Source organism: Ruegeria arenilitoris (assembly GCF_013030985.1).
Taxonomy (GTDB): domain Bacteria; phylum Pseudomonadota; class Alphaproteobacteria; order Rhodobacterales; family Rhodobacteraceae; genus Ruegeria; species Ruegeria arenilitoris_B.
In genome coordinates this window covers 41,061-56,043 of the sequence record NZ_WPYP01000006.1, presented here as the reverse complement: position 1 = coordinate 56,043, position 14,983 = coordinate 41,061, and the positions used below count along the sequence as shown (strand labels likewise).

Sequence of the window (14,983 nt, the reverse complement as noted above, 5' to 3'; positions counted from 1 at the left end):
CGTCTGGCCGTCCTGTCACGGGGCGGCCAGTTCACCGACCTCAGAACTCATTCCAGATCGCCAGCTTCAGCCCCGTATCGCTGCGCGCGTCATTGCGTTCGAGGCCCAGCACCCAGGTGGCTGACCCGTTCTTCGTTCGGATCATGACCGAAGGCCGGGCTCTCCAGAAAAGCGAATGGCCGGGCGTATAGGCTGTTTCGATCTGTATCAGCGGGTTCAGCAGCCGATCACCGGACAGACCCGCCGTGATATCCAGCTTGCGATACAAGGCGTCATGCGTGCGCAATTCCAAAGCGGTATCGACGGCCACCCAACCGTTCCCCCAACCGGTCTGGAACCCTTTGCCATAAGAGAGGGTCAGCTTGTACATGGCCCAGGCGTCCCGGTGCCGGTGATGGGCACCCGCCCCGAACTCGGCCGCAAAACGCCCCCATCTGTCGAAATCGGCCACAGGAAGCCGGGCAAACAGAAGCGCGTGACCATAAAGGTCGCGATTTTCCTCGAAGTCCAACCCGATTGTCAGCTTTGGCCTGTACCCAAATTCCGCGTAAAGACCTGTTTTGTAGTCATACGTGCCGTCGGGGTCCTTGAAGGCGGTGACCGAGGCTGCGGTGAATGCCGAACCCTTTTCCCGCAGCCACGCCCCGGGCCATGCCGGAGCGGCGGCAAGCAGCAGGGACAAGAGAAGGATGATCCGGCACATGCGCGCAGAATCCGTCAGCATGGTTAACGGATGGTTAGTAACCTGTTCATTTTTTGGAAACCGACAAAGAGGTCTCGCCCGCAAAGGAAACACGAGACCTTTGCAATTCCTGTGTTAAGCTTGTGAAACGATAAGGAGAATCCAGATGCCGAAGATTTCCAAGAGCGCGAGCGTCCAGACAGTTATCACCACCTTTGAAATGACGCCGGGTACCTGCCACGATCTGCTGGAGGCGCTGACCGACGCCTATGCCGAGTTCATCTCGAAACAGCCGGGTTTTATTTCGGCCGGGCTGCATGTGAACGATGCCCAGACGCGGATCGCCAATTACTCCCAATGGGAACGCCGCGAGGATTTTCTGGCCATGCTGCGCACTCCGGAAATGCGCGACCGCAACCGCAAGATCAACGAGCTGTGCAAAAGCTTTGAGCCGGTGATGTACGACGTGGCAGAAACTTTTGGCAGTTCCTGACTTGGATCAAAGCCTTAACGACCAGCCCCGCCCAAGGTGGATGTAGGAAAACGGAGGTGCGCGCCATGTATCATAACATTCTTGTTCCTATTTCTTTCGACGCCGAACGGGATATTTCCGGTCCGTTGAAACTGGCTGAGATTCTGTCGACGCCGGATGCTCAGGTCACTCTGCTGCATGTGGTCGAGCACATCCCGAACTATGCGATCTCTTACATGCCGCCTGAATACCTGAACGAAGCCCGCAAGGCGATTCAGACCGAACTGGACGAGCTGGCGGCGAAACTGCCCAACGCGACAGGCGTGGTGATCGAAGGGCATTCCGGGCGCACCATTCTGGACTGGGCGGATGCCCACAAGCCGGATCTGATCATCATGGCATCGCATCGGCCGGGTATGCAGGATCTTCTTTTGGGCTCAACTGCGAACCATGTGGTCCGCCACGCCGCCTGCGCGGTTCACGTGGTACGCTGATCGGGAGCAAGATCGGCAGAGGCAAGGCGCCAGGCCTTGCCAAAGCCACCGTTCAACAGGGCCTCTGAAATTTCGAAACAGACAAAGCCGAAATCGGTGAAATCGACATAAAGCTTCGCTTTGGGGCGCAGGGCCAGATACCGTGCGCGCAGGTGGCCGTGTTCCGCACTGTCCCGCGCGACGAACCGGGCCTCGGCGTGTAAGGTCAGGCGCGGGTGGGTCAGGGGATCACCAGCCTCTCCCGGCTCTCCGATCAATAGCGCGCAGGCCGGATTGGCGTGCAAGGCCCGCGTATGATCCGCCAGGGTCGAGATCAGGGTCACCAGCCCGCCAGCCTCATCCGTTGCCAGCGCAATACGGGATACAGAAGGCATTGTTTTGCCTGGTTGCAAGGTGGCGAGGGCACCATAGGTTGCGCCTTCAATCAGGTCGCGAGCCAAGCCGCGGGCCGTGTCATCGACCGGACGAAAAGGGTTGGCTTCAGTCATGGTTTATGTGTCCCGTGGTGTCTGCAACGGGCCGAGCATAGCTGCTTCATCGGGCCGGTGCGAGGTCTTGTTGCGGGTCGAGCCCGGGCCTCGGTTTCGCCACAAATCCGGGTTAGGGGAAGGATATGCCAGTCGACACGCCCAAGCCCGAAACAGAACCGATAACCCCCAAGGTATCGAGGCGCCAGAAACGCGCGGACGCCTTGCGCAAGCGCGCCCTGTCTCCGGTCCGGATACTGATCATGGTTCTCATGCTGCCATTGACGATCCTGAGTATCGTCGTGGCCGTTTTTCTGCGCACGTCCGGCTATGAACGCGAAGAGGCCCTGATCCACTTGATTGCCCCGGCGGGGTGTGACGCGGTCGAAACGATTGTGCCGGGGCCGTTTCTGGCTGGCGGCCCGGGGTATCATCCCCGCAACGACCCCGACGGCGATGGCGTTGCCTGCGAAACCCTCTCGGGCACCCCGGTTTCCGGCGCAGTCCCGCAGCGAACCGGAACGCGGCCATCACGAACCGTCGGAACCGCGAAATTCGTGCGGCCATGATTGGTTCACTGCCGCGCCGGCGCTTGCATAATTCCGGCCAGTCGCCAAAGTTGGGGCAATGACCCGCGACGAATTCAACACCTTCTGCGCCAACCTCAAAGCCACCAGCCATGTGGTGCAATGGGGCAATGCCGATGTGTGGAAAGTGGGTGGCAAAGTGTTTGCAATCTGCGGCTGGAACGACGGGCGCGACGCGTTCACTTTCAAGGCCACCGATCTGGCGTTTGAAGTCCTCAGCGATGAACCCGGCATCCGCCCAGCGCCCTATCTGGCCTCGCGGGGGATGAAATGGCTGCAGGTCTATGAAGAACGCGGCATGAGCGACGCCTCACTGCGCGACCATATCGTGACATCCTATGATCTGGTCGTGGCCAAGCTGACCAAGAAGATGCGGGTCGAGCTGGGGGTTTAACCCTTCATCGCCTGCAGCAGTTCCAGCAGGCCTTTGCGGTCATCATCATCGGCATAGTCCCCGGTGGCCAGACGCTGAGCGATGTTCAGACGCAGGCGTTCGTGCTGGGTGCGCACCTCTTCGCCGGCGGTTTCGGCCAGGGTTTTCATGATCACCGCCACCGCCTGCTGCCGTTTGGTGGTGGGGTTGGCGATGTAATCGACAAGGCTCTGTTGCCCGGAATCGAGGATGTTTTCGGCCAGATCACGCAACTGCTCGCCATTGGGCAGCAGCGGGGCAGGGGCGTCTTCGGGCGGCAAGATTTCCGGCACGCTGCGAGGGGCCTCGACTAATGCATTTGCCCCGTCGACAAAGGCTTCGGTGATCATCCGAGTAATCTTGATCGCGCGCGGATCCTTGAACAGGGCCGAGGCGATGGCCACGCCGTAATCCGTATAGACCCACGGATTGACCCGCCGCCCACCGCGACCCTTGGGTTTTGAGATCACATTCTGTGATTGCAAATCGGCGACCTCGGCATCGGTCAGCTGAAAGCGGTAGCCCTCGAACAGGTTCTTGTTGCGCGACACGGCCTGATTGAACGCGCTGACGGATTTTCCGTAAAACTGCGCCAGATCCTCGGCCAGCACCACACGGGTGCCGCGCATTCGGTGAATGGCGCTTTGGACCTCATGCGTGCTGGGCAGATTTTTGGGGTTCGTCATGGCAACCGTTTGGAATCACAATTTGTGATTTCAAACGTGGAGGAGAGAGCGCTGGGCTGCAACCTTGAAGTGTGGAGTGACGTGTAGGGTTAGGTTTTATCCTATGAGGCGTCGGAGGGATAGGTTGGAAACCCATCCTACGCTTGTAGCCACTCCTTGAGTTCCTTCAGCGTGCATGTATAGATCGCTGTGAAAGCTATCATTTTGAGCCACTTACACTAATGTCACAGAAAGAACTGGCATTTGAGATTGCGTACTCTCAACTGCGCTCGCAGAAGGAAGACCTGAGAAACGCCCGAAACCAAGCAGGTATGGCTGCTGCTATGACCGGTCTCATAGGTACGGTCTTTGCCGGGTTGGTTGAACTAGAAGACATAGTGGGAACAGGCGACTACACATTTCTGTCGATACGAGTAGAATTCTGGCTTGTCATCTTTACCTTCTCGGCGTCCCTTTATTTTGCAGCGATGGTCAGCGTCGCTCAGAGAACGTGCAATTTTGAGCTTAATCCCATTTGGATTATCGGTCGAGAAAACAAAATGGAGTCGCTGGAAGAAACCAAAGCTTTGTTGGCGAAAGACTGCGACACATATTTTGACGAAAATGAAGAAGTTATAGCTGAAGCGCGTAGTAATCTCTGGCGCGCAATCGTACTGGGGTGCTTGCAAATCCCCGCCTGGCTAATCAATCTGGTATAAAGGATACCCAAATGGCAAAAAAACCGTCTTCCGGAAAACCGAGTGTATCGTCGGGGGCAAGCAAGCGAGGCACTGCCTCAAACACCGGAGTACGTAAGGGCGGAAGCTCGCAGGGGAACAACGCCAGCCAAAACACGGGGTCAGGCAAGCCAACGACGCGCGGCAAACAAAAGTAAGTTGTGGTATGGGGTAACGCGTAACGTCTGGTCGCGGAGAGCTCGTATGCCGTTACCGCTTCCTTCGCTTCACATTCCCACCCCGCTGCCCCGGCCGACCAGCCGTTGACCGTCCGCGCGACTTCACTGCGTCTTCCGAGGCTTTCTCGACCGCCCATTGGCGCGCCATGGGGTCGTCGGCGACGGCCAGATCGACCGCTTCCAGACGTTTGATCTCATCCCGGATGTTGGCGGCCTCTTCGAATTCCAGGTTCTCTGCGGCTTTGCGCATCTGGTCGCGCAACCCGTCCAGATGGGCCTCGAGGTTGGCGCCGTGCATCGGTTTGTCGATGGTGGCGGTGACGCGGTTCATGTCCACATCGCCTTCGTAGAGACCGGCCAGAACGTCCTCGACGTTTTTCTTTACTGTCTCGGGCGTGATGCCGTGTTCCTCGTTGTAGGCGAGCTGTTTGGCGCGGCGGCGGTTGGTTTCCTCCAGCGCGCGCTCCATCGAACCGGTGATCTTGTCTGCATACATGATCACGCGGCCATCAGCGTTCCGCGCGGCGCGGCCGATGGTCTGGATCAGCGAGGTTTCCGAGCGCAGGAAGCCCTCTTTATCCGCGTCCAGAATGGCGACCAGCCCGCATTCGGGGATGTCGAGCCCCTCGCGCAGCAGGTTGATGCCGACCAGCACGTCGAAGGCCCCCAGACGCAGGTCACGCAGGATTTCGATGCGCTCCAACGTGTCGATATCCGAGTGCATGTAGCGGACCTTGATGCCCTGTTCGTGCAGGTATTCGGTCAGATCCTCGGCCATGCGTTTGGTCAGCGTGGTGACCAGCGTGCGATAGCCATTGGCGGTGACCTTGCGCACCTCGTCCAGCAGGTCGTCCACCTGCATCGAGACCGGGCGGATTTCGACCTCGGGGTCCAGCAGGCCGGTGGGGCGGATCACCTGTTCGGTGAAGACACCGCCGGTCTGTTCGATCTCCCACTTCGCGGGGGTGGCCGAGACGAAGACGGATTGCGGGCGCATGGCGTCCCATTCCTCGAACTTCAGCGGGCGGTTGTCCATGCAGGACGGCAGGCGGAACCCGTGCTCGGCCAGCGTGAACTTGCGGCGATAGTCGCCCCGGTACATGCCGCCGATCTGCGGCACGCTGACGTGGGATTCGTCGGCGAAGACAATCGCGTTGTCGGGGATGAATTCGAACAGGGTCGGGGGCGGTTCGCCCGGTGCGCGGCCGGTCAGATAGCGTGAGTAGTTCTCGATCCCGTTGCAGACGCCGGTGGCCTCGAGCATTTCCAGATCGAAATTGGTGCGCTGTTCAAGGCGCTGCGCTTCCAGCAGTTTGCCCTCGCCGACCAATTGGTCCAGCCGGAAGCGCAATTCCTTTTTGATGCCGATGATCGCCTGCTGCATCGTCGGTTTCGGCGTCACGTAGTGTGAATTCGCATAGACCCGGATCTGCTCCATCGTGTCGGTCTTTTCGCCGGTCAGCGGGTCGAATTCGGTGATCTGTTCCAGCTCTTCACCGAAGAAGGACAGTTTCCACGCGCGGTCCTCAAGGTGGGCGGGCCAGATTTCAAGGGAATCGCCCCGCACCCGGAAAGACCCGCGCTGAAATGCCTGATCGTTGCGGCGGTATTGCTGGGCGACCAGATCGGCCATCACTTGCCGTTGGTCGTATTCGTGGCCGACCTTCAGATCCTGCGTCATCGCTCCGTAAGTTTCGACGGAACCGATACCGTAGATACACGATACCGAGGCGACGATGATCACGTCATCCCGTTCCAACAGCGCCCGCGTGGCCGAGTGGCGCATCCGGTCGATCTGTTCGTTGATCTGGGATTCTTTCTCAATATACGTGTCCGAGCGCGGCACATAGGCCTCGGGCTGGTAGTAGTCGTAGTAGGACACGAAATACTCGACCGAGTTCTCCGGAAAGAACCCTTTGAATTCCCCATACAACTGCGCCGCCAAAGTCTTGTTGGGGGCAAGTATGATGGCGGGGCGCTGGGTTTCCTCGATCACCTTGGCCATGGTGAAGGTCTTCCCCGTTCCGGTCGCACCCAGCAGAACCTGATCGCGTTCACCGTCCTGCACACCGCCCGCCAGTTCCTTGATCGCGGTCGGCTGGTCGCCCGCGGGGGAAAACTCGGTATGCATGATGAATTCCTTGCCACCCTCCAGTTTCAGGCGGGCGCGGACATCTTCGGCGGTCAGTTGAGTCTTGTCGGAATGAGCGTATGCCATCAGGGGAGATTCCTTTCGCGCCTGATTTTGATCTGTTTTTGTTCTTGTTCAAGGGGGCATTTCAAACACTCTAAGTTGCGACAATTGCGGACTTGTCCACGCCGCGCGTCTGGCGCATAAACACTCCTAGCCAAGTGAGTACGGAGAGGCGACATGCGCGCACGGATTTACCAGCCTTCGCGAAACGCGATGACCTCGGGGATGGCCAAGACCCGCAAGTGGGTTCTGGAATACGCCCCCGCGTCTGCGCGTGCGGTGGATCCGCTGATGGGCTGGACCTCGTCGAACGACACGCAGACCCAGGTGCGCCTGAAGTTCGACACCAAGGAAGAGGCGCTGGACTACGCCAAGGACAATGGGATCGACGCGCAGGTCAGCGAGCCGCACAAGCGCAAGCCCAACCTGCGCGCCCGTGGCTATGGTGAGAATTTTGCCACCGACCGGCGCGCGCCCTGGACCCACTGAATTGATCGACATCCGCGAGGCCGATCCGACCTCGGATGCGCTGCGCCCGGTGGTTGAGGCGCATTTTGCCCATAGCGAAACCGCTGGCCCCGCGGAAAGCAATCACACCATGGATGCCGAGGCGCTGTCCGGGCCGGGGATTCGGTTCTGGGCCATGTATGACGCGGGTCAGCCAGTCGGGTGTGGTGCGCTCAAGGTGCTGCCGGATGGCACGGCCGAGGTGAAATCGGTGCATATTCTGGCGCAGGCACGCGGCCGCGGTCTGGCGCGTAAGATGATGATACATCTGGCCGAACTTGCCCGAACCGACGGAATCTCTGCGTTGGTTCTGGAAACCGGCGCGGCGCATCTGCCGGAATATGACGCGGCCCGCAAACTCTATGAGGCGCATGGATATTCCTATTGCGGGCCGATCTACGGATACGAGGCCGACCCAAACAGCGCCTTCATGCGCTTGGGTCTTGAACCCCGCCCGTAAAAACCGCAAGAAGGGCGCAGCGGTCCCGTAGCTCAACTGGATAGAGCAGCTGACTTCTAATCAGCAGGTTGAGGGTTCGAGTCCTTCCGGGATCGCCAGTCCTATTTTCAAGCCCGCCAACACCCGCTAATCCGCGTGATTTTGCGTTGTGCCCGTTTGTGTCGAAAAAAATATTGCAACCGGTTGCAAAAGGAAACATTGTATCGCCAAATCAAAGAATCGGGAGAACCGCATGCTGAGAATCGGACTGCTTGGTGCCGGACGCATTGGCCGGGTGCACGCACAGGCCATTGCCGCGCATCCTCAAAGTCAGCTCTGCGCGGTTTCCGACGCGATTTCCGAAGCGGCTGAAAGCCTTGCTGCGGAACAGGGAGCAAAGGCCCGTGAGTCCCAGGACATCATCGCGGACCCGTCAATTGATGCGGTGCTGATCGCGACGCCGACGGATACCCATTCTGACCTGATCGAAGCCGCCACGCAGGCTGGCAAGGCGGTTCTGTGCGAAAAACCCGTTGACCTCAGCCTTGAACGGGCGCTGGCCTGCCAGGCGGTTGCAGCCGAAACCGGTCGTCCGGTGATGGTCGGGTTCAACCGCCGGTTTGACCCCAGTTTCTCGACCCTGAAATCGGCCGCCGATCAGGGTGAGATCGGCACGACCGAGATGCTGTCCATCACCTCATACGACCCGGCCCCGCCGCCGATCAGCTATGTCAAGGTTTCGGGCGGTCTGTTCCGGGACATGATGATCCATGATTTCGACATGGCGAATTACTTGATGGGCCAGCTGCCGGAACGGATTACTGCCGTTGGCACCTCAATCGTCGACCCCGAGATCGGACGCGCGGGGGATGTGGATACTGCCGTGGTCACAATGACTTATGCCGATGGCAAGATCGTGGTGATCAAAAATTCCCGGCGGGCAGTCTACGGCTATGACCAGCGGATCGAAATGCTGGGCTCGGGCGGGCTGCTTCAGGCCCATAACATTCTTGAAAACGCCGTGGTCAAATCGACGGCCGATGGCGTGACCGGGGCCAAGCCGACATATTTTTTCCTGGAACGCTACATGCCCGCCTATCGCGCGGAATGGGACGCGTTTGTTCAGGCCGTGCTGACCGACTCGGCGATGCCGGTGACACTGGAGGATGGCGTTGCCGCGTTGGCGATGGCCGAGGCCGCGACCAATTCGGCGCGGACCGGGCAGCCCGTCCTATTGGCCGATGTTTTGAAACCGGTTGCAAAATGAGTCGATATCCGGAAACTGTAGCAAGCTCTGTCAGTTTCCGGAGCGGAGGAGATTCGGTGGATCCGAATGACTGGGGCTGATGCCCCGGCAAAAAAGACAGACTGTTTTTTATGGGAGGAAACAAAATGAACAAGTTCGTAAAAGGCGCACTGGCTGCCGGTGCTCTGGCCCTGGCCACGCCTGCATTTGCGCAGGAAATCGTGGTTGTGTCGCACGGTCAGGCAAATGACGCGTTCTGGAACGTCGTCAAGAACGGCGTTGAACAGGCGGGCAAGGATGTCGGCGTCAACGTCGAATACCGCGCGCCCGAGACCTTCGATATGGTGGCCATGTCGCAACTGATCGATGCCGCCGTGAACCAGGAGCCTGACGGGCTGATCGTTTCGATCCCCGACGCGGATGCGCTTGGCCCGTCAATCGAACGTGCGGTTGCGGCCGGTATCCCGGTGATTTCGATCAACTCGGGGTCAGATGTTTCCAAGGATCTGGGCGCACTCCTGCACGTTGGTCAGGATGAATTCGACGCGGGTAAAGCCGCCGGTGAGGCACTGGCCTCGATGGGCGGCAAAACCGCGATCTGTGTGAACCACGAGGTTGGCAACGTCGCACTTGACCTGCGCTGCGCGGGCTTCGCCGAAGGTTTCGGCGGCAATGTCGAAGTGCTGCCGACATCAAACGACCCGTCTGAAATCGAGTCGAAAGTCGCTGCTGCTTTGGCCGCGAACGAAGATGTAGACACTGTCATGGCGTTGGGTGCCAGCTCGGCCGGTGAACCGACGGTAGAAGCTGTCAAAGCATCGGGACGTGACGTGAACGTGGCCTCGTTCGACCTGTCGGCCAACTTCCTGCAGTCGATTGCAGACGGTGACGCGGCCTTTGCAATCGACCAGCAGCAGTATCTGCAGGGTTATCTGGCGGTTAACTTCATGGGCCTGCACGCCAAATACGGTCTGATGCCGGGTGGCAACGTACCTTCCGGTCCAAACCTGGTAACTCAGGAAAAGGCCGCACAGGTGATCGACCTGTCATCGCAGGGCATTCGCTGACCCGACGGGGCAGTGACAAAAGAAACGGCGCTACGTGCGCCGTTTCAACCGAATTGGGAGGAAAACATGAGTCAGTCAGCGCAAGTTGCAGCGGACGAAAGGGTCAAAAGCGAACCGTTTTTGACCAAGCTAATGAAGCGCCCCGAACTTGGTGCGATGGCAGGTGTCGTCCTTGTGGTCATCTTCTTTGCGATCACCGCAGATGAATCGATGTTCACTCTTGCCGGAGTGATGAACTTCATGACGCCTGCGGCGCAATTGGGTATCCTCGCCATCGGGGCCGCTTTGCTCATGATCGGCGGCGAGTTTGACTTGTCCATCGGTTCGATGGTGGCGTTTTCCGGCCTGTTCTTCGGCGTCTGCGTGGTGACCTGGCAGTTGCCGCTGATCGCCGCGATCCCGATGACGTTTGTTTTTGCGGCCATGGTCGGTGCGATCAACGGCAATATCGTGATCCGCTCGGGCCTGCCGTCCTTTATCGTGACGTTGGCGTTTCTGTTTATTTTGCGGGGGCTTTCTCTGGTCGGTTTGAAAATGGCGACCGGGGGATCGACCCAGTTGCGCGGCGTGCGTGACGCGACCGATAATGACTGGCTGGCGCCGTTTTTCTCGGGCGAGGCCTTTGGCAGCCTGTTCGCTTGGCTGGCCGAGAAGGGTGCGATCGATACCTTCAAGAGCGGTGCGCCGAAAGTGCCGGGTATCCCGGTCGAAATCCTGTGGTTCATCGTGATGGCGCTGGCTGCAACATATGTACTGCTGCGCACTCCTGCGGGGAACTGGATCTTTGCTTCGGGCGGCGACAAGACGGCCGCATCCAACTCGGGTGTTCCAGTGAACCGCGTCAAAGTCTCCCTGTTTATGCTGACGGCCTGCTGCGCCGCGTTGGTGGCGATCATCACCGTGATGGATGCCGGTTCAACCGACGCGCGCCGGGGTTTCCAGAAAGAATTCGAGGCGATCATCGCAGCCGTGATCGGGGGCTGTCTGCTGACCGGTGGCTATGGCTCGGCTATCGGGGCGTTCTTCGGCTCGATCATCTTTGGCATGGTTGTCATCGGCCTGACCTATACCGACTTCGATCAGGACTGGTTCCAGGTCTTCCTGGGCGCCATGCTGCTGATCGCCGTTCTGTTCAACAACGCGATCCGTAAACGCGTAACCGGGGAGCGCTGATATGACCGAAGACACCAAGTTCCACCACGGCGATGCGACCGACGTGGCGCCCATCGTTGAAATGAAAGACATCGAAAAGCACTTTGGCAACATCATCGCCTTGGCTGGTGTCAGCTTTGACGTCAAACCGGGTGAATGCCACTGCTTGCTGGGCGACAACGGTGCGGGCAAATCGACCTTCATCAAGACCATGTCCGGGGTGCACAAACCCACCAAAGGCGAGATCTTTTTCGAAGGCAAGCCGCTGCATTTCGACACCCCGCGCGATGCGATGGAGGCGGGCATTGCGACCGTGTTCCAGGACCTTGCGATGATCCCGCTGATGAGCGTGACGCGGAACTTCTTCATGGGGCGCGAGCCAACCAAAGGAAAGGGTCTGCTCAAGCGGTTCGATGTTGAACAGGCCAACGACGTTTGCATGGAAGAGATGCGCAAGATGGGCATCAACCTGCGCGGACCGGATCAGGCGGTGGGCACGCTGTCCGGTGGTGAGCGGCAGACCGTTGCGATTGCGCGCGCGGTTTATTTCGGTGCCAAAATCCTGATCCTGGACGAACCGACCTCGGCCCTTGGGGTGCGCCAAACGTCGAATGTTCTGGCGACCATAGACCGAGTGCGCAGCCAGGGCGTGGGCGTTGTCTTCATCAGCCACAACGTGCGCCATGCGCTGGCGGTGGGCGATCGATTTACCGTGTTGAACCGGGGCAAGACTCTGGGCACCGCGAAACGGGGCGAAATCACGCCCGAGGAACTGCAAGACCTTATGGCAGGCGGTCAGGAAATGGCCGAATTGGAAGGGTCTTTGGGCGGTACGGTTTAACACCGTTCCTCCCCCCCCTCAGGGGCCAGAGGCCCACCAACTATCGAAATTGCGGAATTGGCCATAATGGCCTTGTGTTGAAAGGGATCACAATGGGCAAGACAGTCCGACTGACCGCAGCGCAAGCTTTGGTGCGCTATTTGGGCGCGCAGATGAACGAGGGCGGAGAGCCGTTCATCGCAGGTGTCTGGGCCATTTTCGGCCATGGCAACGTGGCAGGGCTGGGTGAGGCATTGCACGCTGTCAAAGACAGCCTGCCCACCTATCGCGGCCATAACGAACAAACCATGGCGCATTGCGCGATTGCCTATGCCAAGCAGATGCGCCGCACGCGGACCATGGCGGTTACGTCCTCGATCGGGCCGGGGGCCACAAACATGGTCACGGCGGCGGCGCTGGCGCATGTGAACCGCCTGCCGGTTCTGTTCGTGCCGGGCGACGTGTTCGCTACCCGCGGTCCCGACCCGGTGTTGCAGCAGATCGAGAATTTCGGTGACGGTACGCTCAGCGCCAATGACTGTTTCAAACCGGTCAGCCGCTACTTTGACCGCATTTCCCGGCCCGAGCACCTGCTGACCGCCTTGCCGCGCGCCTTCCGTACCATGACCGACCCGGCCGATTGCGGACCGGCGACGCTGGCCTTCTGTCAGGACGTGCAGGCCGAGGCCTATGACTATCCCGAAAGCTTCTTTGAACCGCGCGTCTGGTATCAGCGCCGCATCCGCCCGGATGAGGGCGAGCTGGCCCGCGCCGTCGCCGCGATCAAGGCGGCCAAACGCCCGGTCATCGTTGCCGGGGGCGGGGTGCATTACTCGGGCGCAACCGATGCGCTGCAGAGCTTTGTTGAAACGCACAACATCCCTGTTGCGGAAACGCAGGCCGGTAAATCGGCCTTGGCCTGGGATCATCCGCTGAACCTTGGCCCCATCGGCGTGACCGGCGGCGAACCCGCCAACGATGTCTGTGCCGAGGCCGATCTGGTGCTGGGCGTCGGTACGCGCTTTCAGGATTTCACCACCGGCTCGTGGGGCCTGTTCTCGAACCCCGAGCGTGAGATGATCAGCCTGAACACCGCCGCCTATGATGCCGAGAAACATGGCGCCATGCCGCTGCAAGCCGATGCCCGTGTCGGGCTTGAGGAGTTGGGGACCGCCTTGCAGGGATTCCGCGCCGACCCTGTCGCCGACACGCTGAAAGCGGATTGGTTCGGCAAGGTCGACAAGCTGACCGACGCGCCGGGCGATGGCAACGCTCTGCCCACCGACATGCAGGTGGTCGGCGCGGTGCAGCGCGCCTCGCATGACGATACGGTTGTGATGTGCGCGGCGGGCACTATGCCCGGTGAGCTGCACAAGCTGTGGAAAGCGCCGCGCCCCGGGGCCTATCACATGGAATACGGCTTTAGCTGCATGGGGTACGAGATTGCGGGCGCCATGGGTATCAAGATGGCACAACCCGAGCGTGACGTGATCTGCTTTACCGGCGACGGCACCTATATGATGGCGAACTCGGAAATGGCCTCGGCCGCGATGATGGGGATCTCGTTCACCGTCGTGATCACCGACAACCGCGGCTTTGGCTGCATCAACCGCTTGCAGATGGGCACCGGCGGGGCCGAGTTCAACAACCTGCTGGATCACGCGGTCCACGACACGCCCTCTGCCATCGATTTTGCGGCCCATGCGGCGGCGATGGGGGCAACCTCGGTCAAGGTCAGCTCGATTGCCGAGCTTGAAGAGGCGCTGGCCAAACGGGACGACGTCAAGGGTCCGTTTGTGGTCGTCATCGACACCGATCCCTACCCGTCCACCGAATTTGGCGGCACATGGTGGGAAGTGGCCGTACCCGAGGTCAGCATCCGCCCCGAAGTGAATGAAAAACGCGCGGCCTATGAGGTCGCACTTAAGGAAAGAAATACCAAATGAGCGTGAAAATCGGGATCTCTCCGATCGCCTGGCAAAATGACGACCTGCCGGACCTGACCGCTGCCTATACCATGGAGCAGGCGCTGAAAGAGGCGCGCGAGATCGGCTATACCGGTGTCGAACGTGGCCAGCGGATGCCCAGCGACACCGAAGGTCTGCGCGCCTATCTGGACGGCAATGATATCGCGCTCTGTGGCGGCTGGTGCTCGGGCAACACGCTGGTCAACGATTTCGCGGCCGAACGCGAGGCCGTCCGCGAGCAGGTCGAACAGTTCGTGGCGCTGAACAGCCCCTGCATCGTCTATGCCGAGTGTTCCAACACCGTGCAGGGTCAGATCGGAACCCCGGTCAATGATCGCCCCAAGCTGTCGAAAGATGAGGTTTTGGCCTATGCGGCCAAGCTCACCGAATTGGCGAAATGGATGGCCGATCAGGGTATGCCGATGGCTTATCACCATCACATGGGCACGATCATCGAAACCGAAGATGACGTGAACTGGTTGATGGAGGGGGCGGGCCCCGAGGTGAAGCTGTGCTTTGACACCGGCCACCTGCTGTTCAGCGGCGGCGACCTCATGGCAACCCTCAACCGCTGGGGTGACCGGGTACATCACGTGCATTTCAAGGATATCCGCCCGTCCATCGTGCAGGATACGCGTGAGAACAATCGCAGCTTCCTGGACGCGGTGATCGCCGGGGCCTTTACCGTGCCCAGCGATGGCTGCATTGATTTCCAGGCGGTCGCCAATGCGCTCAAGGCGATGGATTACGAGGGCTGGATCGTGGTCGAGGCCGAACAGGACCCAGCCAAGGCACCGCCCTATGAGTATTCCAAGAAGGGTTATGACCATATCGTTGATGTCTGCGGACAGGCGGGATTGGAAATCACGGCGTAATTCACCGCGCAAAGGCGCAAC

17 protein-coding genes and 1 tRNA gene are annotated in these 14,983 nt (G+C 59.7%); 14 read left to right on the top strand and 4 right to left on the bottom strand.

Features of this window, described 5'->3' with window-relative positions; genetic code table 11:
- Positions 1-40: 40 nt before the first annotated feature.
- Positions 41-724: a hypothetical protein gene (locus GOX88_RS13140; protein ID WP_254436228.1), complete on the bottom strand. Its 684-nt coding sequence runs from the start codon at positions 722-724 to the stop codon at positions 41-43.
- Positions 725-848: 124 nt separating this feature from the next.
- Between GOX88_RS13140 and GOX88_RS13135 the strand changes: the two genes are divergently transcribed.
- Positions 849-1,175 carry an antibiotic biosynthesis monooxygenase family protein gene (locus GOX88_RS13135; RefSeq protein WP_170402482.1) on the top strand — a complete coding sequence of 109 codons (327 nt, stop codon included), beginning with the start codon at positions 849-851 and terminating at the stop codon, positions 1,173-1,175.
- A gap of 65 nt (positions 1,176-1,240) precedes the next feature.
- Positions 1,241-1,648: a universal stress protein gene (locus GOX88_RS13130; protein ID WP_170402478.1), complete on the top strand. Its 408-nt coding sequence runs from the start codon at positions 1,241-1,243 to the stop codon at positions 1,646-1,648.
- Here the strand turns inward: GOX88_RS13130 and GOX88_RS13125 are convergent.
- Positions 1,633-2,136 (bottom strand): HugZ family protein, encoded by a 504-nt coding sequence (locus GOX88_RS13125; RefSeq protein WP_170402475.1) that lies wholly within the window; start codon positions 2,134-2,136, stop codon positions 1,633-1,635. The two genes, GOX88_RS13130 and GOX88_RS13125, sit on opposite strands and share 16 nt — an antisense overlap.
- A gap of 125 nt (positions 2,137-2,261) precedes the next feature.
- Here GOX88_RS13125 and GOX88_RS13120 point away from each other — a divergent pair, with 125 nt between their 5' ends.
- On the top strand, positions 2,262-2,684 hold the full coding sequence (locus GOX88_RS13120) for an excalibur calcium-binding domain-containing protein (RefSeq protein ID WP_170402473.1): 423 nt from the start codon (positions 2,262-2,264) through the stop codon (positions 2,682-2,684).
- Positions 2,685-2,742: 58 nt separating this feature from the next.
- Positions 2,743-3,096 (top strand): MmcQ/YjbR family DNA-binding protein, encoded by a 354-nt coding sequence (locus tag GOX88_RS13115; protein ID WP_170402470.1) that lies wholly within the window; start codon positions 2,743-2,745, stop codon positions 3,094-3,096.
- On the opposite strand, the gene GOX88_RS13110 is transcribed toward GOX88_RS13115, so the two are convergent.
- Positions 3,093-3,800, bottom strand: coding sequence for an ORF6N domain-containing protein (locus GOX88_RS13110; RefSeq protein ID WP_170402467.1), 708 nt, complete (start codon positions 3,798-3,800; stop codon positions 3,093-3,095). The genes GOX88_RS13115 and GOX88_RS13110 overlap by 4 nt on opposite strands.
- A gap of 221 nt (positions 3,801-4,021) precedes the next feature.
- On the opposite strand from GOX88_RS13110, the gene GOX88_RS13105 reads away from it, so the two are divergent.
- A complete protein-coding gene (locus GOX88_RS13105; protein WP_170402464.1) occupies positions 4,022-4,498 on the top strand; it encodes a hypothetical protein in 477 nt (158 codons plus the stop codon).
- Between the two features lie 228 nt (positions 4,499-4,726).
- On the opposite strand, the gene uvrB is transcribed toward GOX88_RS13105, so the two are convergent.
- Positions 4,727-6,913, bottom strand: a complete 2,187-nt coding sequence (gene uvrB / locus GOX88_RS13100) for an excinuclease ABC subunit UvrB (RefSeq protein WP_170402461.1) — start codon at positions 6,911-6,913, stop codon at positions 4,727-4,729.
- A 153-nt stretch (positions 6,914-7,066) separates the two neighbouring features.
- On the opposite strand from uvrB, the gene GOX88_RS13095 reads away from it, so the two are divergent.
- The 9 genes from GOX88_RS13095 to iolE all read left to right on the top strand — a co-directional run bounded on the left by GOX88_RS13095 (position 7,067) and on the right by iolE (position 14,962).
- The gene (locus GOX88_RS13095; protein WP_170402458.1) at positions 7,067-7,378 is read left to right on the top strand and encodes an ETC complex I subunit; all 312 of its coding nucleotides are present in this window, start codon (positions 7,067-7,069) and stop codon (positions 7,376-7,378) included.
- A 1-nt stretch (position 7,379) separates the two neighbouring features.
- Positions 7,380-7,856 carry a GNAT family N-acetyltransferase gene (locus GOX88_RS13090; RefSeq protein ID WP_170402455.1) on the top strand — a complete coding sequence of 159 codons (477 nt, stop codon included), beginning with the start codon at positions 7,380-7,382 and terminating at the stop codon, positions 7,854-7,856.
- 21 nt (positions 7,857-7,877) lie between these two features.
- Positions 7,878-7,954, top strand: a tRNA-Arg gene (locus tag GOX88_RS13085).
- Between the two features lie 134 nt (positions 7,955-8,088).
- On the top strand, positions 8,089-9,102 hold the full coding sequence (gene iolG / locus GOX88_RS13080) for an inositol 2-dehydrogenase (RefSeq protein WP_170402452.1): 1,014 nt from the start codon (positions 8,089-8,091) through the stop codon (positions 9,100-9,102).
- 125 nt (positions 9,103-9,227) lie between these two features.
- A complete protein-coding gene (locus GOX88_RS13075; RefSeq protein WP_170402449.1) occupies positions 9,228-10,148 on the top strand; it encodes a sugar ABC transporter substrate-binding protein in 921 nt (306 codons plus the stop codon).
- 66 nt (positions 10,149-10,214) lie between these two features.
- The gene (locus tag GOX88_RS13070) at positions 10,215-11,321 is read left to right on the top strand and encodes an ABC transporter permease (RefSeq protein WP_170402446.1); all 1,107 of its coding nucleotides are present in this window, start codon (positions 10,215-10,217) and stop codon (positions 11,319-11,321) included.
- Between the two features lies 1 nt (position 11,322).
- Positions 11,323-12,141 (top strand): ATP-binding cassette domain-containing protein, encoded by an 819-nt coding sequence (locus GOX88_RS13065; RefSeq protein ID WP_170402443.1) that lies wholly within the window; start codon positions 11,323-11,325, stop codon positions 12,139-12,141.
- A gap of 92 nt (positions 12,142-12,233) precedes the next feature.
- A complete protein-coding gene (gene iolD / locus GOX88_RS13060; protein ID WP_170402440.1) occupies positions 12,234-14,066 on the top strand; it encodes a 3D-(3,5/4)-trihydroxycyclohexane-1,2-dione acylhydrolase (decyclizing) in 1,833 nt (610 codons plus the stop codon).
- On the top strand, positions 14,063-14,962 hold the full coding sequence (gene iolE, locus GOX88_RS13055) for a myo-inosose-2 dehydratase (protein ID WP_170402437.1): 900 nt from the start codon (positions 14,063-14,065) through the stop codon (positions 14,960-14,962). The genes iolD and iolE overlap by 4 nt, the downstream gene beginning before the upstream one ends.
- Positions 14,963-14,983: the final 21 nt, after the last annotated feature.